Here is a 22268-nt window from a genome sequence, read left to right as displayed (position 1 = left end):
AGGGGGAAAAGACAGTGACAACTCCAAAAAAATCAATCAATAAAATAGCGTCCCTCCAAGAAGCATTATCACATATTCATAGTGGCTGTACCCTCATGTTTGGCGGTTTTGGAGGAATTGGGAATCCGCCATCATTAATCAATGGTATTCTCGATAAAGGGATAAAGGATTTAACTTTGATCGGAAATGATACCGGATTTCCTGATATCGGTATTGGACGTCTGGTAAGCCAAGGCAGAGCCAAAAAAATAATTGTATCCCATATCGGCTCAAATCCAATCGCAGGACAATTGATGATGGAAGGAAAATTAGAGGTTGAATTTTCTCCGCAAGGAACGTTAGCGGAACGAATTCGAGCTGGTGGTGTTGGTCTTGGCGGGATTTTAACCGATGTGGGCCTTGATAGCATGGTAGAGGAAGGCAAGCAAAAGGTAATGGTGAATGGCAAGGAGTTTTTACTGGAAACCGCGCTGAGAGCCGATATCGCCATCGTAAATGCTAAAAAAGCCGATACCTTTGGCAATCTTATTTATGAAACAAGTGCAAGGAACACAAACCCTTTAGTTGCCATGGCAGGAAGGTTTACAATCGCAGAGGTGGAAGAAGTCGTTGAGATGGGTGAAATTGATCCGGAAAAGATTGTGACGCCAGGGATTTATGTAGATCTTGTTGTTCAAAGCAATGGAGTTGATTGGAAGTGGGCTTGGGAGTAGCGAATTGTTGGAAAAGTGATGAGAAAAGAAACGATAACTTTTTGAACTAACTCCAAGGGGTATAGCTTCAGCAACTGCCTCTCTAGGGCTAAGCCACTCATGAGTTGAAAGCAAAGATCGCCTTCTATTCATGAGCGTTTAATTTGCCAAAGGCTAATCAAGGAGCTTGCGCTTTTATTTAATGAGGTGATTAGAGTGAGCATGGATAAAGAGATTAGAAACCGAATCGCTAAACGAGCTGCGCAGGAAATTCAAAATGGGATGATCGTTAATCTTGGAATTGGAATTCCCTCTTTAGTACCCAACCATCTCCCTGAAGATGTACATGTCATGTTTCATGCGGAAAATGGTATTCTCGGCATGGGAAAATCACCAGAAAAAGGAGAGGAGGATCCAACTTTATGTAATGCAGGAGGTTTTCCTGTAACCATAACCCCTGGAGCATCCTATTTTGACAGTGCTGCAGCATTTGGAATGATACGTTCTGGTTACTTGGATATTACGATTCTTGGCGGACTTGAAGTAAGTGAAAAGGGCGATTTAGCCAACTGGATTGTACCTGGAAAAAGAGTACCGGGAATAGGCGGAGCAATGGAACTGGCAAAAAAAGCGAAGAAAGTCATTGTTATTATGAATCATTGTAACAAAAAAGGAGAACCAAAAATTTTACAATCCTGTACATTGCCCTTAACAGCCAAGGAATGTGTCAGCATGATTATTACGGATATGTCTGTAATAGAAGTGACAAATCATGGTCTGCTTTTAAAAGAGGTGATGGCTCCGTTTACAGCAGAAGAAGTTGCTCAAAAAACTGGCGCCGCTTTAAATATTTCTGAAAATCTCATCGTGGTGAAATAAAAAGATAAGGGACATATAAAAGGGGATGAGTCGGTTGAGTGAGGAACGTAAGATGCTGAAATACCATATAAACCAATGGTTAACTGCTAATCGTGAACAAGGAATTAGGCTATTGCAAAAATTAGTAAAGGCCGCCAGCACACAAGGAAATGAGGTTCAAGCGCAAAAAATTGTCATGAAAACCTTGCATAAAATTGGCTTGAAGGTTGATGTTTGGGAGCCAGAAGGGGATGAAGTAATAAAGCATCCCTATTTTACTTCGCCGCGCAATGAATTTAAAGGGAGTCCAAATGTTGTAGGTTTGCTAAAAGGCATCGGCGGAGGGCGTTCCCTCATATTAAATGGTCATATTGATATCGTACCTGAAGGAGATCACCAGCAATGGGAATATGATCCGTTTAGCGGTGAAATCAGCAATGGAAGATTATATGGACGAGGAGCAACGGATATGAAAGGCGGTAATGTCTCTCTTTTATTAGCTTTGTCAGCTCTGCGTGCACTTGGAATTCCTTTGAAGGGGGATGTTATTTTTCAAAGTGTCATTGAGGAGGAAAGTGGAGGCTTGGGAACATTAGCTGCTATTTTACGAGGCTATAAGGCAGATGCGGCCATTATTCCTGAGCCCACAAACATGAGAATCTTTCCAAAGCAGCAAGGATCAATGTGGTTTAGAGCTCATGTGAAAGGACGCTCAGCTCATGGAGGTACAAGGTATGAGGGAGTTAGCGCAATAGAAAAAGCCCTGCTTGTTGTTGAACATATAGGAAAGCTGGAAAAGCGAAGAAATGAACGTATTACCGACCCGCTTTACAGTAAAATCCCAATACCGCTGCCCATAAATGTTGGGAAAATTGAGGGAGGAGATTGGCCATCATCTGTTGCAGATCTTGTTAAACTAGAAGGGCGGATGGGGATTTCTCCAGAAGAAACAATGGAGGAAGCAAAGCATGAGTTAGAAAGCTGGATGGACGAACTTAAGGAAATCGATTCCTGGTTTTCTGAGCATCCAGTTACAATTGAATGGTTTGGTGCAAGATGGGTTCCAGGTTCCATTGATATCGAGCACAAATTAGTCAAGTATTTATCAGCAAGCTTTCGTGAGGTATTGGGCCATGAACCTGTGATTGAAGCTTCTCCATGGGGGACAGACGGGGGATTGCTAACAAAGGTCGGATCTACCCCAACGATTGTATTTGGTCCAGGCGTTACAGAGAAAGCTCATTTCCCAAATGAGTATATTGAGATTGATAAGGTGTTTGAAGTCGCAGAAATTATTGCGCTAACGATCGTGGACTGGTGTGGAACACCTCCTGATTCTTGCAAAACATTGTCCCAAGCTAACGACATTAGTTCATAATAAAATAGGTTAATTGTTATTCCATCCATCTTCAAAAAGGAGGATGGTTCATTTTTTTGTTTCTCTTAAGGAATTTGTTTATTTTTTCAAAAAACAATCGATCTTCAATATTTCTTTCCAGTTCCACTTCTTATTTCCAAAAAATAGAGCAATCCCCTCATTTCATATCATGTTGATATTTTTGTGACATACCTTTTTCCTACTTTTAATGGATGAAAATAGTACTTATCATGTAAAGGGATTAAGGAAAATTGGTCCATATGTTGAATGGAAATACCCCTGTATAATATTACCTAAACCTAGTTAAATTTTAATTACCTAAAAAAATGAAAAATGTATAAGTATAGAAGGGAAAGGTACCTGTGAGGGTTTTTGAAGCAAAAAAATTAATTGAAGCAATGGAAGCAAGGGCCAAGCAGTACCAGGAACTTCGCGATAACCTTGAACAAGTAAAAAAGCAATGCTGGAATGTCGTGAATTTGGGAGAACATTTTAAGGGGGAAGGCGCTGAGGCCGTTAAAGGGTTTTATCAAGCTCAAATCGATGTAATAGAAGCGTGGCTGCGTCTTATCAATAAACGGATTGCTTTTTTTTGGGGTATTGAAGGAACGATAGAAGACCTAGATTTAGCAGGAAACACGGTCATCCATGTTCCATTTCTTGAAAATGAATTGCCAAACGGAGCAAATCTCTCTGAAGAAATTGTCTTAAACCAATATGTTGAATTAACAAAAATTCTTAAAAAGATAGAGGATTTAATTGAAATAGATGCATTCTCAAACAATCGTTTTGAAGAAAGTCAGGATCGTGCTGAAAAGCAGCGAAGAGAAACACTATCTTCATTAGATAACTTGGATCGTGAACTTATGAGCGAATACCATTTAATAAATGGAGACGAAGAATATGTGACTTCGCTTTTTCGGCAGCTCCAACAAGCCTCAAGTCAAGGAGTTCAGATCTCTCCCATACATTTCAATTCTAAAGCATACAAAGCAAGCAATGTATTCCAGTTAAAAAAAGATACTGAACAGCAAGCAAAGGAGTATCTCTCCTATAAAGAAGAACTGACCAATTTCAGGGATCAGTTAAAAACAGAAAAAGAAAAATGAAAGTAAAACCTTGAAAAGCTAATACTTTTTAAGGTTTTTTTCTATTTATGAAAAATAATGAGAAAAAGATCTTGAAAAGCGCTTACATCTATTTTATACTGTTTATAAACCGATTTACTAAACCGATTTATAAACAAACTGAAAGGAATTGCCCATGAATAATGTAATTGTTCCATTAAATGCTTTTAATAGAGATGAAGTGATTCAGAAAGGCCAGGCAGCATTTGTTAAAGATATTGCACACTCTGGTGCATACGGCATTGAGATCCGAAGAGAATTATTTCTTGAAGGGAATGGAGCCTTTGAACAAATAAGAAGGGAAATTGAAAACGAACAATTATTTACTGTTTTCTCTGCTCCTGTAGAAGTATGGAAAGCAGACCATACGTTAAATAAACTGCTTCTTCAAAGAACAATTGAGGAGGCGAAGCTTCTAGGAGCCAATTGGGTAAAAGTCTCATTAGGATATTATTCCCCTAAAAAATCGAACCTTAGTGATTTAAAGAATCTAGTAAGAAATGAATCTATCCAACTATTTGTTGAAAATGACCAAACGGAGCATGGAGGCAGAGTTGAAAGATTAAAATCCTTTTTTGAAAACGCTTTGAATCAAAATATATCAGTAAAAATGACATTTGACAGCGGAAATTGGTATTATGCAAAACAATCGATTCCAAAAGCTCTTGAACAGCTATCTCCATATGTAGGTTATCTGCATCTAAAGCATGTTGAAAATCATGGAGGTTCTCTCGTGACATTGCCGCTTATCGATACAAATGACGCAGAGTGGCGAAAAATAGTAAATTTTTTCCCGAATCATTTGCCAAAGGCATTGGAGTTTCCAATTGATCCAGTTTCAAAAACAAAGGATTTTATTAACTTGGTTCAAGAAGCAATATTTAGAGAAAGCGGGGTTATCATATGAATCAATTTGATGTTATTACATTTGGTGAAGCAATGGCCATGTTTATGGCTGATGAAAAAGGTCCGCTTCATGAAGTAAATCATTATACGCGAGGTCTTGCCGGTGCAGAAACAAATGTTGCGATTGGCCTTGCTAGATTAGGCCTTCATTCAGGTTGGGCCAGCAAGGTTGGCAATGATTCGTTTGGAAAATTTATTATTCAACGATTAAAAGAAGAGCATGTTAATATTGATCATGTTCTCGTAGATGAAATTCACCCAACAGGTTTTCAAGTGAAGTCAAAGGTAGCAGAAGGAGATCCTGAAGTACAATATTTTCGTAAAGGATCTGCAGCAAGTCATATGAGTGTAAATGACCTTCAGGAAGATTATTTTTTAAAAGCACGGCATTTGCATATGACCGGAATTCCGCTTGCATTGTCCAGCGAGACAAGGGAGTTTGCAAAACATGCACTTAACATAATGAAAAGCAATAACAGGAGTGTAACCTTTGATCCGAATTTACGACCGTCACTTTGGCAGTCTTCAGAAGAAATGGTGAAGGAAACAAATAAAATAGCGTTTCAAACAGACATCTTTTTACCAGGGAAATCTGAAGGTGAAATTTTAACCGGTTACAAGGCCCCTGAAGATATTGCTTCTTATTATTTAGATAAGGGCGTCAAGTTAGTCATAATAAAGCTTGGTGAAGAAGGGGCTTATTATAAAACAGCAAGCGATGAAGGAAAAATAAACGGATGTAAAGTTGAACAAATAATTGATACGGTTGGCGCCGGCGATGGGTTTGCAGTTGGGGTAATCAGCGGATTATTAAACAATACTTCAATCCCTGAGGCTGTAAGAAGAGGGAATGCCATTGGCGCTTTGGCTGTCCAATCACCTGGGGACAATGATGGTTATCCAACTAGTCATCAATTAGAGAAATATATGAAAAACCATTTACAGGGAGTGAAGTAAAATGGAGAACAAATTAGCCAAACAAAGATGGATTCGATTAATTCCTGTTGTTTTTATTACGTACAGTCTTGCTTATTTAGATCGTGCAAACTATGGCTTTGGTGCAGCAGCAGGTATGGCAGAGGATTTACAAATAACACCTGCTATCTCCTCATTATTAGGCTCCTTGTTTTTCCTTGGCTACTTTTTTTTCCAAATTCCTGGAGCCCATTATGCGGAAAATAAAAGTGCGAAAAAGCTGGTTTTTTGGTCACTAATTTTATGGGGCGGACTGGCAACTGCCACCGGCCTTGTTAGCCATATTGGTTGGTTAGTTGTCATTAGGTTTACGCTAGGTGTTGTTGAAAGCGCAGTGATGCCAGCTATGCTTGTTTTTCTTAGCCACTGGTTTACAAAAGCAGAGCGTTCTCGTGCAAATACCTTTTTAATATTAGGTAATCCGGCAACAGTTTTGTGGATGTCGATTGTTTCCGGCTACCTTTTGGAAGCATATGGCTGGAGATGGATGTTCATTATTGAAGGTCTCCCAGCAGTCATTTGGGCGTTTATTTGGTGGAAAGTCGTCAGTGATGAACCAAAAGAGGCAAAATGGCTTTCAAAACGTGAAAAAGCATTGCTTCAAGAAGAGCTTGAGAAAGAACAGCAAGGATTGAAACCGGTTAAAAATTATGCAGAGGCATTTAAGTCGAAAGCAGTTATTCTATTATGTGCTCAGTACGCGTTATGGAGTGTCGGAGTATATGGTTTTGTCATGTGGCTGCCATCCATTATTAAGGCTGCACCAAATATGGATATCGTTAAAACAGGCTGGCTTTCATCTGTCCCTTATATTTTGTCCATAATCCTAATGTTAACGGTTTCGCACTTCTCAGATAAATTGCAAAACAGAAAAGCGTTTGTTTGGCCGTTTTTATTAATTGGAGCACTGGCTTTCTATGGTTCCTATTTAGTTGGAACAAGCAACTTCTGGTTATCATTCGTCTTATTAATTATCGCTGGCGGTGCAATGTATGCTCCATACGGTCCGTTTTTTGCGATAATTCCAGAAATACTGCCGCGAAATGTAGCTGGCGGAGCAATGGCATTGATCAATAGCATGGGTGCACTTGGTTCGTTTGCTGGCTCCTATTTTGTCGGATATTTAAATGGAGCAACAGGAAGTTTTGGCGCATCATATATCTTTATGGCAGGATCGCTGTTGCTTTCATCACTGTTTACCATATGGGCGGTAAATGCGGCAAAAAAGCCACAGGATACAAAAAGCGGTAAGATAGTCGCTTCATAATCGACTAAAAAGGAATAGCAATTAAAAGAGGATGACCCAAAATGAAACTGTACCCCGATTGTTAGATGTATTTTACAATTGGGGTGCAGTTCACAGACGGATATCCTCTTTTTGTTTCTTTAACTTGCTTTACTATTAAAAGGATATAGTGCGGCTTGTCCGGTTTTTACGGCCAGTAATCCCTTTTTCCTCTTCGCTGTTCTAGAATCTGGAATTGGGGGTTTTACTGCCCGTTAAAGATGGGATAAAATAAAAGAATAAAAACAAAAAGAGGACGATTTCATGGCGATAACAATGGCGGATGTTGCGAAACATGCAGGAGTTTCAAAAAGCACGGTTTCACAATTTTTAAATAAACGATATGAATATATGAGTGAGGAAACTAGGTATAAAATTAGGGATGCAATTAAGGAGCTTGGTTACCAGCCAAATTATGTGGCAAGAAGCCTAAAGCAAAAACGAACATCGATGATCGGCATCATTGTCGCCAATATTATGCACCGTTTTTCAACTGAAGTTTGCAGGGCTTTGGAGGATTTTTTTAATGATTATGACATGAATGCGATCATTTGCAACGCAGATAATGACCCTGAAAAGGAACGTAAATATATTGAGATGCTTCGTGCCAAACAGGTAGATGGGTTAATCATTTTTCCAACCGGTCAAAATATAGAACTGTATCAGGAAATGATAAATGCTACATATCCAGTTGTTTTTATGGACAGGAAAGTAAAGGATCTAATCGTTCCAACAGTTGTAGTAAATAACAAGGAAGCAACCAAGAACGCGGTAGAGCACTTAATCCAGAATCAATATACAAAAATAGCTATTGCCACAGAAGAATTAACAATATCCACAAGACATGAACGGAGGCAAGGTTATATTGAAGCACTTCAGGACCACAATATGCCGATAATAGAAGAATATATGTTAAGTACTCCAATTCAATCGATGGCAAAAGAGCTTAAAAAGCTGTTTTCATTAGAAGAACCTCCATCTGCACTTGTTGCAGCAAATGACTTAGTATTTTTAGAAGTGCTTAAATTTGCGAAAGAAAACGATATCAATATCGGGAAGCAACTCGGATTAATTGTGTTTGATAATATTCCTTTTGCAAACCTGGTTAGTCCAACAGTTACAACCATCAGCCAGCCTGCTTATGATATGGGGAAAAAATCAGCAGAGCTGTTATTAAAGCTGATTAATAAAGAGGGAATAAACTCTCAGGATACTGTTTTTTCGTGTGAACTGTATGTAAGAGAATCGACAAATGGTCCAGGTGACTCCCGATAATTAAATAAATGAAAAAGCAGTGGATTCCATTTTGGAATTCACTGCTTTTATTTTTTTAGAGTTACTTTTTCAAATTAGCAGAAAAGTGAGTGCTATTAAAAAAATTTTATTAATTTACAAAATGTGACAAAATATCCATTTAATTAATAGTAAAATATAATCAATTTTGAGAATCTATTTTTTCTTAACGAGTAAATAATTCTTATTTCTGTTTTTGGAACACACCTAAAGAACTAGAATTTACTAAGGTGGGGGAATAGTAATTCTTATTTAAGTAAATAGTTAAATTATGTATATCTATCCCCTGCTATAAATGGAGGTGATTGACAATGGAAGGAAAACCGATGCATTACGATGGAAGTGTTCAACATGCTGAAGCTTCAAATGACTCAACAACAGAACCGTTTCTATTGACGGATGAAATGAGAAATGTAATTAGCAGTAACCCTTACTCTATGGAAAATAATCAATAGTTTGGAAAAAGGATTTGTCCAAATATGGGCAAATCTTTTTTTTGTTTATTGAATAATTGGCGAATAACCGATTAAATAAACGTAAACATTTTTATTAAAACTATGTTAAAACTTCTTTTTCTTTGTATATGTTGACTAGTATGGAGAAGAAGTGTGCAAAAAAACAAGGTGGTCCGAGAGCGGTGGAAAACAAAGCCTTCCTATTAAAAAACAAAAATATATAGAAGAAGCTTAAGCATAAAATTTGCTTGGAACAGCAATCTTTTATAAAATTACTTCGAATTAAAAAAATATTAATTCAATGTATTGAATAAACCATCATTTTTTGTGAAAAATATGATGGTCAATTAATTTGAAAGGAAAGGTATAAACATGACAAAAGTATTGTACATTACGGCTCATCCTCATGATGATACACAATCTTACAGTATGGCAGTAGGGAAGGCATTTATTGACACATATAAAGAGGTAAATCCAGATCATGAAATTGTCAATCTAGATCTTTACAAAGAAAATATTCCTCAAATTGATGTCGATGTATTTAGCGGATGGGGTAAACTTCAAACTGGAAAAGGGTTTGAGGAGCTTTCAGATGAAGAAAAAGCAAAGGTTGGACGTCTTTCAGAACTATGTGAGCAATTCATTACCGCAAATAAATATGTATTTGTAACTCCTATGTGGAATTTTTCGTTTCCTCCAGTTATGAAAGCATATCTTGATGCCGTGTCTGTAGCAGGTAAAACATTTAAGTATACGGCAGAAGGTCCAATCGGTCTTTTAACTGATAAAAAAGCCTTACATATTCAAGCACGTGGAGGCATTTATTCAGAAGGGCCAGCAGCTGAAATGGAAATGGGACACCGCTACCTTAATATTATGATGCAATTCTATGGTGTGCCATCATTTGAAGGCATATTTGTTGAAGGCCATAACGCAATGCCTGATAAAGCACAAGAAATTAAAGAAAATGCAATTGCACGCGCAAAAGATGCAGCTCATACGTTTTAAGGATTCTGAGAGTCAACCTTGATGGTTGGCTCTTTTTTTGTGTTATTGGATAATAGGAGGGCGTTGCAAGAGGGGATCACGCTGGGGAGAGGAAAAGCGTTTCGAGGAAGATAATCAGCGTTCCAAGGTAGAATAACAACGGCTTTCCAGTGCTAGCATATTGACTTTCACATTTCTTATTGTAAAGCCCTTTCATCTGCTATATAATAGATTCATAAATCGGTTTAGTAAAAGTTTTAATAAAGCTTTAGAGGAGAAAATATGTATATTCAACTAGCGTTAGACCGTTATTCCATTGATGAGGCGATTGTTATTGCAAGGACTTCGGAGGAATTTGTGGATTGGATTGAAGTGGGAACTTCCTTAATCAAAGAGTACGGAGTGGAAAGTGTAAGTAGGATAAAAAAAGCTTTTCCACATAAGGTGATTGTTGCCGATATAAAGACAATCGATAATGCATTGTACGAATTTGAGATGTGCTTTCGTGCAGGGGCAGATGTTGCCACAGTAATGGGAGTATCTCCAAATGCAACGATTAAGGCATGTGTCGAAACAGCTGAAAAAATGGGCAAGAAGGTAATGATTGATTTACTGAATACAAATGAAGAACAAAAAGAAGATTTGCTTAAATACAAACAAGCTATTTTTTGTGCACATGTCAGTAAAGATGAGCAGGAGATGTCTGGTAAAGCAGCAATTGATATTAGCCAAATGTATGACTGGACTGGAATGCTAGCGGTAGCAGGGGGAATAAATTTAGAAACAATTGAAAAATTTAAAGAATTACAGCCTGATGTAATGATTATAGGTTCAGCGATTACCAAGGCGCAGGATCAGCGCTTGGCTGCGGAACTGTTTAAGAATAAGATCAATCAATGGAGGGAGCAAGGATGAAAACAGCAGAAAGCATTTTATCAGAAATACAAGGTGTCATAACTCAAATCAGAGAGGAAAGCCTGAAAAGTATTGCTGTAAAATTAGCCAATGCAAACAGAATTTTTGTAATTGGTGAAGGGCGTTCAGGCTTTATGGGAAAATCATTTGCCATGAGACTGATGCACCTGGGTGCAACGGTTTATGCTGTAGGAGAAACAATTACTCCTTCTATTGCTGAGGGAGACCTTCTTGTTGCCGTTTCAGGATCTGGGAAAACAAAGAGTGTAGTTTCGACAGCAGAAAAAGCGATTGAGCTAAATTGCCAGGTTGTAACTCTCACAACAAACCTAGAGTCACCGCTTGCCCTTCATTCAACAAATGTGCTTCATATACCGGCATCAACTAAATATCGGGCGGAAGGGGAAACTCGATCCATACAGCCGCTTGGTTCTTTATATGATCAATCAGTTCACATTGTGTTTGATAGCATTTGCTTGCTTTATTCTAACTTGAAAGAGCGTGGTCATCAGGAGGCGTTTCGCCTTCATAGCAATTTAGAGTGAAAAAATGAGGAGGCTGTCTAAGCCTCCTCATTTTGTTATCGTATACTAGATAGGTCTCTTAATGGCTTAAGTAAATATTCATCAAAGATAATAATTTTCGAGGAGTAAGAAATATGCTCATTGTATGATAGCAGTAATTGATGATAAAAAGCCACCAACCGTTCAGCATGGTGCATATTCTCTTTTGTAAACAAACCTGAACGATTGATTAGTACATTCTCATATTTCTCAACGATTCTTCGTATTGGTTTAAATAATTTTTTTGCATCTCTCATTTGATAGACTTCCCGAAGCTGTTCTGCTAACAGTTTGGCATCTTGTTTTAAATGATACTCGAGTTTTTTATTGATAAGATCGGCATCATGTGGGAGCTCTTCTTCAAAGATAAATTGCTTCAGCATAATTAAATCTGATTGTACCGGCTCGTTTAGAAAGCTCAAATAAATCCTCAGGGTATTATAAGCATCATACATTGGGTGATGCTTTTCCCCGACAAATTTTAATCCATAGAAAGCTAAAGCATCTTCAACAGATACATTTTGTTTGGCAACTCTTTTTTTAAATATCTCCTGAAAATCAATATAACGTTTTTCAATCTTAGTAATGGTACGAAGAGGGATGTCGTGTTTATCTGCATCGATTTTCAAGCGAGATAAATCGCTTGGAGACCACGAAAAATAACGTGATTTTTTTACACCGCCGACCCAGTCAAGAAAATCTGCGAAAACGAGTTTAAAATTGCTAGCATTTTCTAAGTCAGCATCTTCGATTCCAGTAAGTGCTTTGCAAAATTCCGATAGCGGCTCCTGACTTTCCGGTTTAATCATACGATCAAAATAACTGATATCTTCAGTTTCAAGATCATATTTTACAGCACCTAAACGGATAGCTTCCATATTTTCAAAAGCCATACCGAAATTAGAACAAAGCATTTCAAAATCAAAAAAGACATATTGCTTTATTTCTGCCATGTTATTTCACCCTCCCCAACAGGTTATTATAATAGGGAATGAGTGAAAGGGGAAGTTCCAATTACTGGTTCCTTTACTTTTAGTTTCTGGATGTTCTTTTTATTAAGAATGAAACTCCTTAATTCAGCTTTAGATTAAGGAGCATTTTCTTGCTTTTATATTATTTCAAATTTGTATTCAACCGGAACGGGAGTTTCCCTTGAATGTTCAATAGCTAAAGTATCATGCCGTTTAATTTGATACACACTTGCTCCATTGAGAAGTTTGTCAGAGCATTCCAAAAAAAGGCTAAATTTGAAATTTGTCCTCTTGATGTTTTATGATAAAAGAAAAAGCTTTTATGGGAGACAGCAGTGATAAATTGTATAGCAGTAAGTCATAATCTAGAATTAATCATGAATTGCCCGCTAGATGAACTTAATCAAGAGCATATTAAATGGTTTTGGATTGATTTTAATAAACCGACTGATCAGGAAATCGAAGAGCTCGATCGTTCTTTGCATTTTCATCCGTTAGCAATTGAGGATTGTATTCACAAACTGCAAAGACCAAAATTGGATTACTATGAGGATTATTGTTTTTTTGTCACACATAGTTTAAATCCATATGAGATTGAGAAGGAGGAAATCAACTTTTTTCTAGGAAAAAATTATATTGTATCATTTCACCATCAAGAATCCAAGCCAGTCTATGATGTATGGGAACGTTTAAAAGCTGCTAAAAAGATAAGCAAATGGGACCAAATCCTCGTCCTTTATCATATTATTGATAACTTGGTTGATAATTATTTTCCAATCGTCTATCAATTGGAGGAAGCATTGGATCAAATTGAAAACAATACTGCAGAAAAATCGATGGAGCAGCTGCTTGAACAATTATTTAACACAAGGCACTACTTACTCAAGCTCAGGCATACTGTTATACCAATGAGGGATTTGCTTTATAGGATGTTAAATTCACATCGTTTAAAGGGAATCAAGCAAAAGCAGGAGTATTTTGCAGATATTTATGATCACTTGTTAAAGTTAACGGAAATGATTGAAGCAAATCGGGAATTAACAAACGACATTAGAGATAGCTACCTTTCATTAAATTCACATCAAACCAATCGAATTATGAGGGTGCTAACGGTTATTACAACGATTTTCATGCCCCTTACGTTTATTGCAGGGGTGTACGGCATGAATTTTGAAAATATGCCTGAATTAAGATGGGGTATTGGCTATTTCGTTATACTGTTTATCATGTTCGGCATTGGCATTGCTATGTTCTTTTGGTTTAAAAAGAAAGGCTGGTTTAATTAAAAAAAGGATGACACCATAAGTGGGTCATCCTTTTTTTATTAAAAGAACCGCTTCTTCCAGAAGATTATGGCTGTAATGCTTGATAAGACAAAAGAGATGGTAATCGCTACAAAAAAGGAGAATGGGTAATTCTGAAACGGTATCGGTACATTCATTCCGTAAAAGCTTGCCACCATAGTTGGCAATGCCATGATAATCGTAATTGATGTCAAAAACTTCATGACAATATTGACATTATTTGAAATGACTGATGCAAAGGCATCCATCATTCCACTTAAAATGGTCGTATGGGTTTCCGCCATCTCAATAGCTTGTTGATTCTCAACAATGACATCCTCAAGTAATTCCTGATCATCCTCATACATTTTTAAATAATTGCTTTTTAGCATTTTCTGCATCACTATATTGTTTGATTTAAGAGAAGTTGTAAAATAAACTAAGCTTTTTTGCAAATTTAATAAGGAAAAAAGTTCTTTATTTTTCATCGATTGGTGCAGTTCATTCTCAATGGTATCTGTCTTTTTGCTGATTTGTTTTAGATACTTCAAAAAGGATGTTGCCATCAAGTAGAGGATTTGCAGTGAAAATCTAGTTTTTTTGTATGTGAAGAATTGTTTCACTTTATTTTGTTCGAATAAATGAAAAATCGGATTGTCCTTTAAACAAACAGTAATAAAGCATTGTTTCGTGATAATCATTCCTAATGGAATCGTGTCATAGATTGGAATATCATTTTCATCCTGTGTTACTAATGGAATATTAACAATAATTAGCATATTGTCATCGTCTTTTTCGATTCTTGAACGTTCCTCTTCATCTAAAGGGTCTTTTAAAAAGTCCAAAGGAATCTGTAATTTATTAGCTACCTCACTAATTTCCTGTTCGGTTGGCGATACGAGATTTACCCAGCATCCATTGCAAATCTCGTTTGTTTCTTGATGAACTCCGTGTTCATTCGTTAAGTAAATTTTAATCATATAAACCTCCTCAATTTTTAGAGGAAGTCAAAAAAGGCCCTGTCATACATAAGGAGTTGAATTTTTATCAGCATTCACCCTTAAGAGGATTGGTTCGTTCATGACTTCCTCATTTGTCGATCCGGGCTCTGGTTCATTACAACATTGACTACTCATAAAATTTCAACTCCTTGTCGGGAAAATAATAATAAGAATCCCTTACATATCATACTCCGACTGCTCAAACTTGTAAACTTGAAGTTTTTTTGCCAAGCATAAAAAAGACTGTCTTAATGAAAAAATAACTTAAGACAGCCTTCATTATGGTTTTATCCAATCAAATTTTAATTGCTCTTGCTAATGCAAAGGCGGGAGTTAGAGGACCAACCCGCCGATAAGTAAAAAAGACACCATCCACAGCAGAATAGCATCTATTTTAGTCATTTTTTAGAGAAGAGCCATTTAATTAATGGATGAAGTTCCTTATCAACGATTTTTAATTCATCCATGATTAGTTTCTCTTCGTTGTCTGTAATCCAAGTTTTTAATTCTTTTTTATTATTAAATTGGGTATAGTATGTTTCTCCACCTTTTCCAACTGCATTGACAACATACCTGCAAGTATTCCCCATAGTGCTCACCCTTAAGATAATGTAATGTACTATATGCATTATAACAAGGTTATAAATTATTTCCAGTCTTTTTTAAAAAATAATTAGCCCCAAACTGCACATTTACAATTTGTTAAAAAACTTAATAAATATGAAAAATATAAGAATCTTAGAAAAAGTTAGAAGGATGTTATGCTAAAATAGTTGGAGAGAAGATTGGACAAAGGATGTGGCGTCATGAACCGCTTAAAAATCGTTATTCCGACTATGATTGCTGTTTTGATTATGGCTTAGTGGTTACTTGAAAAGGATCATTCAACTATACCAATACATTTACGTTTTTTCATTGCACTTGGAGGGGCGATTTTATCAGGTGCGCTAACCTTTATACTTATGAAGCAGGATGTTAGTCGCAATGATAAGTAACCTTATTAATAAAAATGGATTCGTTAAAAAGGAGGGATAATATGAATGTCAAAATTTTATTTATAAGTTTACTCATAACAATTATCATTTCTGCATGTTCAGGAAAAGAAAAGGTTGATGAAAAAGAGGACGAGCATACAACTCATCAAGAGCATGTGATTCATGATATACGTGAGGAAACAAAAAATAGTGATGAAATGCCGAAATTTTTAAAAGATAAACCAGAGGATATGCAAGTTCTCTATTTAGCAGCAGCAAAAAATAGAGAACTGCTTGAAAAAATTCCATGCTATTGCGGATGCGGTGAAACGGCAAACCATAAAAATAATTATGATTGTTTTGTGTATGAGAACAAGGAGAATGGTGCCGTCGTCTGGGATGATCATGGAACAAAATGTGGAGTTTGCCTTGAAATCGCTGCCCAATCCATCTTAGATTATCAAGATGGAAAAAGCATAAAAGAAATTCGCTCAAACATAGATACTATGTACAAAGAGGGGTATGCAAAGCCTACTCCAACTCCAGAGGTGTAAGGTATAGGTGCTGTCTTAAGCTTTAAGGCAGCACCTATTTTATTGGGTTTTTTAGATAGGGGGAATGATAATATTCATTGCTTATACTCGGCATTGTAGGAGTTCTCGCCTGAATGAACAGATAATAGGGTATCGGCATAGCCGACTAAGCGATTGACAATTTCATCTGCTAGCGCATAAACAAGACGATGCAATTTGCTCTTATGTAATGCAGGATCATCGAAAATGATCGTCGTGTTTATGAAGATATGTTTTGTATCGTAAAGATTGTAGTGAATAATCGTTTTCCCGGGAGCGCCTCCTGTAACTGGATCCTTAAAACTGGGCAAAAAAACATACCACTCTTCAGCGGTAGGAGAACGGAAATTTTTTGTAAAGATCATTCCTTTGATTTCTTCATCAATTTGTTTTTTTAATTCTTCATCGATAACATCAATAATTTTATCACTCATTCTAGTTTTCCTTTCTGTTTAATCTGCAGGATTTGCATCTACAGCAATTTCGTATGCATCAAGTAGTAATTTTGTTTTTTGAGGATCATCTATTCCTACGAGATACTGGCCGTCATCCTCATTTTCAACTTGCATGAGAATCGCATTAGTAAGATCATTTTTCGCTCTTAGTAATGCATATGTGCATTCCTCCATCGTTAATAGAGCCTCAACAGAAAACTGCATTTCAATGCCGTTTTCATCTTCTACGCTTATAACATCCCTTGTTTTACTATTATACATTTCTATACCCCTTTTCAGTTGTTAATGTTATTGTTACCTAAAAGGGAAGGAGAATGTACAATGATAAAACTCAGTTATTTCGAGCATTCCGATTTTAAACAGTTAATATCATGGATTGATTCACCAGAGTTTTTACTTCAATGGGGAGGACCTGGTTTTGATTATCCCTTAACAGAAGGGCAGTTAGAAACATACATAAAGAACGTGAATAGTGAACATGCCAATATGTTTGTGTATAAGGTCGTACAGGAGGAAACATCTGCTGTTCTTGGCCATATTTCATTAGGCCAAATTGATATGAAAAATAAATCTGCAAGAGTAGGAAAGGTGTTAATAGGGGATAAGCAGGTTAGAGGACAAGGATTCGGGCAACAAATGATGAATGAAGTTCTGAAAGTGGCGTTTAATCACCTTCACTTACACAGAGTGAGTCTTGGTGTTTTCGATTTTAATACAGCTGCGATTGCCTGCTATGAAAAAGTGGGATTTAAAAAAGAAGGCTTACTTAGGGATGCAAGAAAAATAGGTGATGAATATTGGAGTTTATGGGAAATGAGTATTCTTGAGGATGAGTGGTTTACCAGGAAAAATAAATAAGTGAGGGATGGTGAAACCCCCACTTATTCTGAGTTGCCTGTTAATTTTCTTTCCTAATGACAAGATAATCGCCGAAATGTAATTTTATTATATCTGCTTTAAGAGATATGGCGATATCTTGTGCCATTGCTTTTTGCTCTTCCTCATTTTGTGCTAATAATGATAATTGCTTTCCGCCCAGAATGCGGTCTTTATTTAAGGTGACGATTGCGAGGATATCTACTTTGTACAGACTGCCTTTATTTCCGCTCATTTTATTCTCTCCCAAACATGTTTGACTTTAAGACATCTTTATTCTTTTTTACACTTTCCAAAAGTGGGGTTTTTTTGACAGCTTCAATTAATTTATCAACATCACGGATAATCGGGACAAAAGTGATCACAACTCTTCCATTTTCAAAATCCTTTCGGGTAAAATGATAGCGTTTGAGACCGAGGGTTCTTGTCGCTTCAAATAATGCAGCCTGCCGCTGGCCGAAATGATCTAATGTAATCCGAAATCGTTGTTCATTAGGGGAAATCACCACAGCCAGGCCTTCATTTTGAAACAAATTTGCGGCTGTTTCTGAGCCAAGCTCATTTGTGACAAATAGTCCGTCTACATAAAGATCTGAATCTTTTACTTCAATCATTCCTTGTTCTACCTTTGCTATGTCACCGATTGTTTTGCCTTTTGAAAATCGTTTTAGAAAATAAAGAATAATTCCTCCAACGAATAATCCAGCGATGATATCGATATATATCTGTTTGCTATGTACAATTTGCATGGTAAGGGCAGAAAAAAAAGCTACAATTAGAGCAAAGTAATTTCTTGCTTCAAATGTTTTCGCGATTCCATCAATATAAGCATCTCCACGTTGAGCATATTCTGATTTTTCAAGGTCTTTTAAACTTTCTCTTTCGGCCTTCCTAACATCTCTGAATTGCTGGATGGCTAGGGTTAAAAAAGTCACGGCTACAAAATTTTTGGTCATGAGGGCAGGAATAGCAACAGCTCCTAATGCTGCAGCTACAAATCCTGTAACCAAATTTGTTAAATAGCCATTAGGATAGCTGGGATACTGCCTAAAGTCTTCTTTAACAGTCAAAATCCGCGCCAATGTTCCAATAATAATAGCCGTTACAATCATGACAATATGCTCAGTTGAAATCAATTCTGTATTCATAGGGACACATCCAACTTTTTTTTTCCAATCTATTATTTGTTATATTTTCATTTTGCATGCAATTATTAACCAGCTTTTCTTAACTCGTAATTTTAGCCTTTTTCAACTAGAAAATTAAGATTAGTTATAGGATATTTGTTACTCAAACAGAAGTTTACTAATTGTCTTAGTGAATTAATTTGTCTAGTGGTTATAGCATAAATCCAAACATCTCTGGAAAACGCAGAGAAAAATCTAATATTTATCATTTTGGAAAAACTTAACACTTTTAATAGACGGTTTACATTTTCCCGTTACCATTTTATATGAGTAAAAAACGATATAAGAGAGAATTCTGACACTGTTTTCCTAAAAACAGGTGGTAGAAAATGACTGGGAAAGGGAATGTAAAAAGGGTAAAGATAGAGGAACTCTAAGAATGAAACGGCACAGAAATTTACGAAACTCCTTTTACTTTACCAACTTTTTTAGCAGGAAGCATCATGTTCTGATAGGGCAAGAAAAAGTGCAAAGCTTTGTCATTTTCATAACAAGCTTTACACTTTTAAATGAGGAGTTAAAATTTTGATCTTATCGAATTCGTTTTTTACAAGGTTCGCATTCAACCTTTTTTTTCTTAAGTTTCTTTTTAACAGGTTCCACACATTCTAATTCTTCCATGATTTCACATGGATCACATAGTTCACGTTTCTTTTGTTTCATCTCAACTCGTTCTACACACTCACACGGGTCGAAACATCTGCAAAAATCGTTTACCATATTTGGTCGACAAAAATTGTTAAAATTACGATTCATGTTATTGTTTATAAAGTTTAATCTACAAAAATCGCAGCAAAACATAAAATGCCCTCCTTCTCTATTAAATTGTCTTACACTATACTATATGAATAATCTAGCAAGTAGTTTGGACATATATAATAGATAAAAAGTTGATTTTAGTGAGAGCACTTGGTTTTTCTGCTTATTTTGCCTGATAATAAATCTTCACTATGTCTTCTTGGTGCAGCTTTAAAAAGTTTCCTAATGGTCCGTTTTCTGTTCCTTTTTTAGCCATTTCTTCAAAATGTTCAGTATCGATATTAACCTCATGCAATCTCACTGGCATACCGATCGTCTGAAAGAAATGCTCAGTTTTATAAATTCCTGCTAAAGCTGTCTTTTCTAAATCATTTAAATCAATTTCAACATCCCATACACGATTTGCAAATTGAACAAAACGATTAAGATTATGTTTATAAACGTATTTCATCCATGCGGGGAATATAATCGCTAAGCCGGCGCCATGTGCAATGTCATAAATGCCGCTTAACTCATGCTCAATATCATGACTTGCCCAATCACCAATTCTTCCCGTTCCTAACAAGTCATTATGGGCAATTGTTCCTGACCACATAATTTCAGCCCTTGCTGCATAATTCGTTGGGTCTTTGATCACCGTATGTGCATTGCTAATGATTGTTTTTAAGGTTGCCTCACATAAGCGATCAGTTAAGTCGACGTGTTGTTCGTTCGTAAAATATCTCTCTAAAATATGTGCCATCATATCGGTAATCCCGCAGGCTGTCTGATAAGATGGCAATGTATATGTAAGCTCAGGATTTAAAATTGCAAATTGCGGCCGCATTGTTATATGGCCTGTTGCTCTCTTATACCAGCCGTCTTCATTTGTAATAACCGTCCCTGAGCTTGATTCGCTTCCGGCAGCAGGAATTGTTAGGACAACACCGAGCGGCAAGCAGTTTTTAACATTGCTTTTTCCATCAAAAAAGTCCCATACATCTCCATCATAATATACTCCTGCAGCAATCGCCTTTGCAGAGTCAATGACACTGCCTCCGCCCACAGCGAGAATTAAATCGATATGATGTTCCTTACAAAGTGAAATGCCTTCTCTCACAAGACTCACGCGGGGATTTGGCTTTACTCCTCCTAATTCAAAAATTTCGATCTGCTGCTCACGCAATGAGGAAATAACCCTATCATATAAGCCGCTCGTTTTTATACTTCCTCCACCATAGTGCAAGAGAATTTTTTTTCCGAATACGGCAGCCTCTTGTCCTACTAATTGTTCTTTATCTTTACCAAAAATGATTTTAGTACTGTTATGAAAGACAAAATCTTGCATAAAAATATCCCTCTCTCCCTAAAAGATCATACAGTTTTATTATAATCTTTTTTATCGGAAAGAAAAGTAATCGCTTTCAGGTCCTGCTTTTATTTTTTACAAATTCCCCTCTAAAGTATGATAAAATTCACAAAATATGTAACAAAGGCAAACCTTATTTCGTTATAAAAGTATTAAACTATTTTTTGACGATGATTAAAGGTGGAATGGGAGAATGAATGGGGAAAACAACATGAAAAGATCAAGGGCTCATCGAAAGAGGAGACGGTTAAAAAAATCTGTCAGACGCTTTGTGCTTGTGCTTTCATTATTCATTATCGGCAGTATGATATACAATTTAGTGGAGACTGAACCTGCTTCACAAGAGATACCTGAAAAGAAGGCCAAAACGGACTCATTAAAGGTTGCTAGTATGAGAACTCAATCAAAAGTATTGACTAAGGAACCTATAAAAGAAGCAGTGATAAAAATTAGTGCTGCCGGGGATTTTACCCTTGGGGCAGATGAGCGGTTTCAATATACCGATTCCTTTGTTGATGAAGCTTCAGCAAATGGCCTTGATTATTTTATAGAAGGATTGAATGGCATTTTTCAAAAGGATGATTTAACAACAGTTAACCTGGAAACGACGTTAACAAATGCAACTACAAGAGCTGATAAGAAATTTACATTTAAAGGAGACCCATCCTATGCCAAAATACTAGAGCAAGGAGGAATTGAAGCTGTAAATCTAGCAAACAATCATATTTATGATTATTTAGAAGAGGGATTTGAGGATACAATATCATCGTTAAACAAGGAGAAGATCGGTTATTTTGGCTATGATCATCAATTTGTTACCACGATAAAGGGTGTAAAAATCGGTGCATTAGGTTATGAAGGCTGGGAAGATACCCCTGAAATCCGTAACAAAGTTGAAGCAGATATAAACTCAATGCGTGAAGATGGGGTTGAGCTTGTTCTCGTTCATTATCATTGGGGAACGGAAAGACAGTACGTGCCGAATGATTCACAAAAGTCGCTTGCCCGCTTTACGATTGATAGCGGGGCTGATTTAATTCTTGGTCATCATCCACATGTTGTTCAAGGAATTGAAGAATATAATGGGAAATTTATTGTTTATAGTCTCGGAAACTTTATGTTTGGCGGAAACAGAAATCCAAGTGACAAGGATACATTTGTGTTCCAGCAAACCTTTTATTTGGAGAAGGGAGAATTGACGGATAAAAAAGAGATAAACATTGTTCCTTTTTCAATCTCTTCCGTGTCTGATCGTAATAATTACCAGCCAACCTTATTAAGTGATTCCGAATCTGGTCGGGTCATGCAGAAAATCATTAACGTCTCTAATGAAATTGAAGATTCCAGCTGGCTTGTTTATGAAAAGGATTACCAGGAAGCTAGTAATAATCAATAATACGATAAGAAA

At 36.6% G+C, this 22268-nt stretch carries 24 protein-coding genes; 16 read left to right on the top strand and 8 right to left on the bottom strand.

The genetic code is table 11. From position 1 onward, the window contains the following. The first annotated feature begins 14 nt into the window (after positions 1–14). The 12 genes from WQ54_RS00745 (at position 15) to hxlB (ending at position 11416) form a co-directional block, all read left to right on the top strand. Positions 15–713 carry a CoA transferase subunit A gene (locus WQ54_RS00745; RefSeq protein WP_046510660.1) on the top strand — a complete coding sequence of 233 codons (699 nt, stop codon included), beginning with the start codon at positions 15–17 and terminating at the stop codon, positions 711–713. A 195-nt stretch (positions 714–908) separates the two neighbouring features. Then, positions 909–1571, top strand: a complete 663-nt coding sequence (locus tag WQ54_RS00740) for a 3-oxoacid CoA-transferase subunit B (RefSeq protein WP_046510656.1) — start codon at positions 909–911, stop codon at positions 1569–1571. 34 nt (positions 1572–1605) lie between these two features. Further along, complete coding sequence (locus WQ54_RS00735; protein WP_231597419.1) at positions 1606–2928, top strand: peptidase; 1323 nt, start codon at positions 1606–1608, stop codon at positions 2926–2928. A gap of 362 nt (positions 2929–3290) precedes the next feature. After that, a complete protein-coding gene (locus WQ54_RS00730) occupies positions 3291–4037 on the top strand; it encodes a T7SS effector LXG polymorphic toxin (RefSeq protein ID WP_046510906.1) in 747 nt (248 codons plus the stop codon). A gap of 154 nt (positions 4038–4191) precedes the next feature. Then, complete coding sequence (locus tag WQ54_RS00725) at positions 4192–4962, top strand: sugar phosphate isomerase/epimerase (RefSeq protein ID WP_046510652.1); 771 nt, start codon at positions 4192–4194, stop codon at positions 4960–4962. After that, entirely contained in the window at positions 4959–5918 is a 960-nt protein-coding gene (locus tag WQ54_RS00720; RefSeq protein WP_046510650.1) for a sugar kinase, read from the top strand. The genes WQ54_RS00725 and WQ54_RS00720 overlap by 4 nt, the downstream gene beginning before the upstream one ends. A gap of 1 nt (position 5919) precedes the next feature. Continuing rightward, the gene (locus tag WQ54_RS00715; protein WP_046510648.1) at positions 5920–7203 is read left to right on the top strand and encodes an MFS transporter; all 1284 of its coding nucleotides are present in this window, start codon (positions 5920–5922) and stop codon (positions 7201–7203) included. A gap of 282 nt (positions 7204–7485) precedes the next feature. Continuing rightward, on the top strand, positions 7486–8496 hold the full coding sequence (locus tag WQ54_RS00710) for a LacI family DNA-binding transcriptional regulator (protein ID WP_046510646.1): 1011 nt from the start codon (positions 7486–7488) through the stop codon (positions 8494–8496). Positions 8497–8825: 329 nt separating this feature from the next. After that, positions 8826–8969: a hypothetical protein gene (locus WQ54_RS34155; RefSeq protein ID WP_197089513.1), complete on the top strand. Its 144-nt coding sequence runs from the start codon at positions 8826–8828 to the stop codon at positions 8967–8969. Positions 8970–9341: 372 nt separating this feature from the next. Next, positions 9342–9977 carry an FMN-dependent NADH-azoreductase gene (locus WQ54_RS00705; protein ID WP_046510644.1) on the top strand — a complete coding sequence of 212 codons (636 nt, stop codon included), beginning with the start codon at positions 9342–9344 and terminating at the stop codon, positions 9975–9977. Positions 9978–10238: 261 nt separating this feature from the next. Beyond that, on the top strand, positions 10239–10871 hold the full coding sequence (gene hxlA, locus WQ54_RS00700) for a 3-hexulose-6-phosphate synthase (protein WP_046510642.1): 633 nt from the start codon (positions 10239–10241) through the stop codon (positions 10869–10871). After that, on the top strand, positions 10868–11416 hold the full coding sequence (gene hxlB / locus WQ54_RS00695; RefSeq protein WP_046510639.1) for a 6-phospho-3-hexuloisomerase: 549 nt from the start codon (positions 10868–10870) through the stop codon (positions 11414–11416). Before hxlA ends, hxlB begins: the two co-directional genes overlap by 4 nt. A gap of 35 nt (positions 11417–11451) precedes the next feature. Here the strand turns inward: hxlB and WQ54_RS00690 are convergent, their stop codons facing one another. After that, positions 11452–12387, bottom strand: coding sequence for a 3'-5' exonuclease (locus tag WQ54_RS00690; RefSeq protein ID WP_046510637.1), 936 nt, complete (start codon positions 12385–12387; stop codon positions 11452–11454). Between the two features lie 353 nt (positions 12388–12740). Here WQ54_RS00690 and corA point away from each other — a divergent pair, with 353 nt between their 5' ends. Further along, positions 12741–13691 (top strand): magnesium/cobalt transporter CorA, encoded by a 951-nt coding sequence (gene corA / locus WQ54_RS00685; RefSeq protein WP_046510635.1) that lies wholly within the window; start codon positions 12741–12743, stop codon positions 13689–13691. Between the two features lie 38 nt (positions 13692–13729). On the opposite strand, the gene WQ54_RS00680 is transcribed toward corA, so the two are convergent. Both WQ54_RS00680 and WQ54_RS00675 read right to left on the bottom strand, forming a co-directional pair. Continuing rightward, on the bottom strand, positions 13730–14668 hold the full coding sequence (locus WQ54_RS00680) for a magnesium transporter CorA family protein (protein ID WP_046510634.1): 939 nt from the start codon (positions 14666–14668) through the stop codon (positions 13730–13732). 419 nt (positions 14669–15087) lie between these two features. Further along, complete coding sequence (locus WQ54_RS00675) at positions 15088–15279, bottom strand: hypothetical protein (protein ID WP_046510632.1); 192 nt, start codon at positions 15277–15279, stop codon at positions 15088–15090. 446 nt (positions 15280–15725) lie between these two features. Between WQ54_RS00675 and WQ54_RS00670 the strand changes: the two genes are divergently transcribed. Continuing rightward, positions 15726–16217, top strand: a complete 492-nt coding sequence (locus WQ54_RS00670; RefSeq protein WP_046510630.1) for a PCYCGC motif-containing (lipo)protein — start codon at positions 15726–15728, stop codon at positions 16215–16217. Positions 16218–16291: 74 nt separating this feature from the next. On the opposite strand, the gene WQ54_RS00665 is transcribed toward WQ54_RS00670, so the two are convergent. Both WQ54_RS00665 and WQ54_RS00660 read right to left on the bottom strand, forming a co-directional pair. Beyond that, a complete protein-coding gene (locus WQ54_RS00665; RefSeq protein WP_046510628.1) occupies positions 16292–16669 on the bottom strand; it encodes a hypothetical protein in 378 nt (125 codons plus the stop codon). An 18-nt stretch (positions 16670–16687) separates the two neighbouring features. After that, the gene (locus tag WQ54_RS00660) at positions 16688–16951 is read right to left on the bottom strand and encodes a DUF1292 domain-containing protein (RefSeq protein WP_046510626.1); all 264 of its coding nucleotides are present in this window, start codon (positions 16949–16951) and stop codon (positions 16688–16690) included. Between the two features lie 60 nt (positions 16952–17011). On the opposite strand from WQ54_RS00660, the gene WQ54_RS00655 reads away from it, so the two are divergent. Next, positions 17012–17548: a GNAT family N-acetyltransferase gene (locus WQ54_RS00655; protein WP_046510624.1), complete on the top strand. Its 537-nt coding sequence runs from the start codon at positions 17012–17014 to the stop codon at positions 17546–17548. Positions 17549–17588: 40 nt separating this feature from the next. Here the strand turns inward: WQ54_RS00655 and WQ54_RS00650 are convergent, their stop codons facing one another. The 3 genes from WQ54_RS00650 to WQ54_RS00635 form a co-directional block, all read right to left on the bottom strand. Beyond that, positions 17589–17801: a hypothetical protein gene (locus WQ54_RS00650; protein ID WP_046510622.1), complete on the bottom strand. Its 213-nt coding sequence runs from the start codon at positions 17799–17801 to the stop codon at positions 17589–17591. 1 nt (position 17802) lies between these two features. Further along, entirely contained in the window at positions 17803–18714 is a 912-nt protein-coding gene (locus WQ54_RS00645; protein WP_046510620.1) for a YIEGIA family protein, read from the bottom strand. 961 nt (positions 18715–19675) lie between these two features. After that, positions 19676–20839, bottom strand: coding sequence for an iron-containing alcohol dehydrogenase (locus WQ54_RS00635; protein ID WP_046510616.1), 1164 nt, complete (start codon positions 20837–20839; stop codon positions 19676–19678). Between the two features lie 232 nt (positions 20840–21071). On the opposite strand from WQ54_RS00635, the gene WQ54_RS00630 reads away from it, so the two are divergent. Continuing rightward, positions 21072–22256, top strand: coding sequence for a CapA family protein (locus tag WQ54_RS00630; RefSeq protein ID WP_231597418.1), 1185 nt, complete (start codon positions 21072–21074; stop codon positions 22254–22256). Positions 22257–22268 lie beyond the last annotated feature (12 nt).

The organism is Bacillus sp. SA1-12 (genome assembly GCF_000981385.1).
GTDB lineage: Bacteria > Bacillota > Bacilli > Bacillales > Bacillaceae > Metabacillus.
The sequence above is the reverse complement of the archived record's forward strand: the minus strand, read 5'-3'. Positions and strand labels throughout refer to the sequence as shown.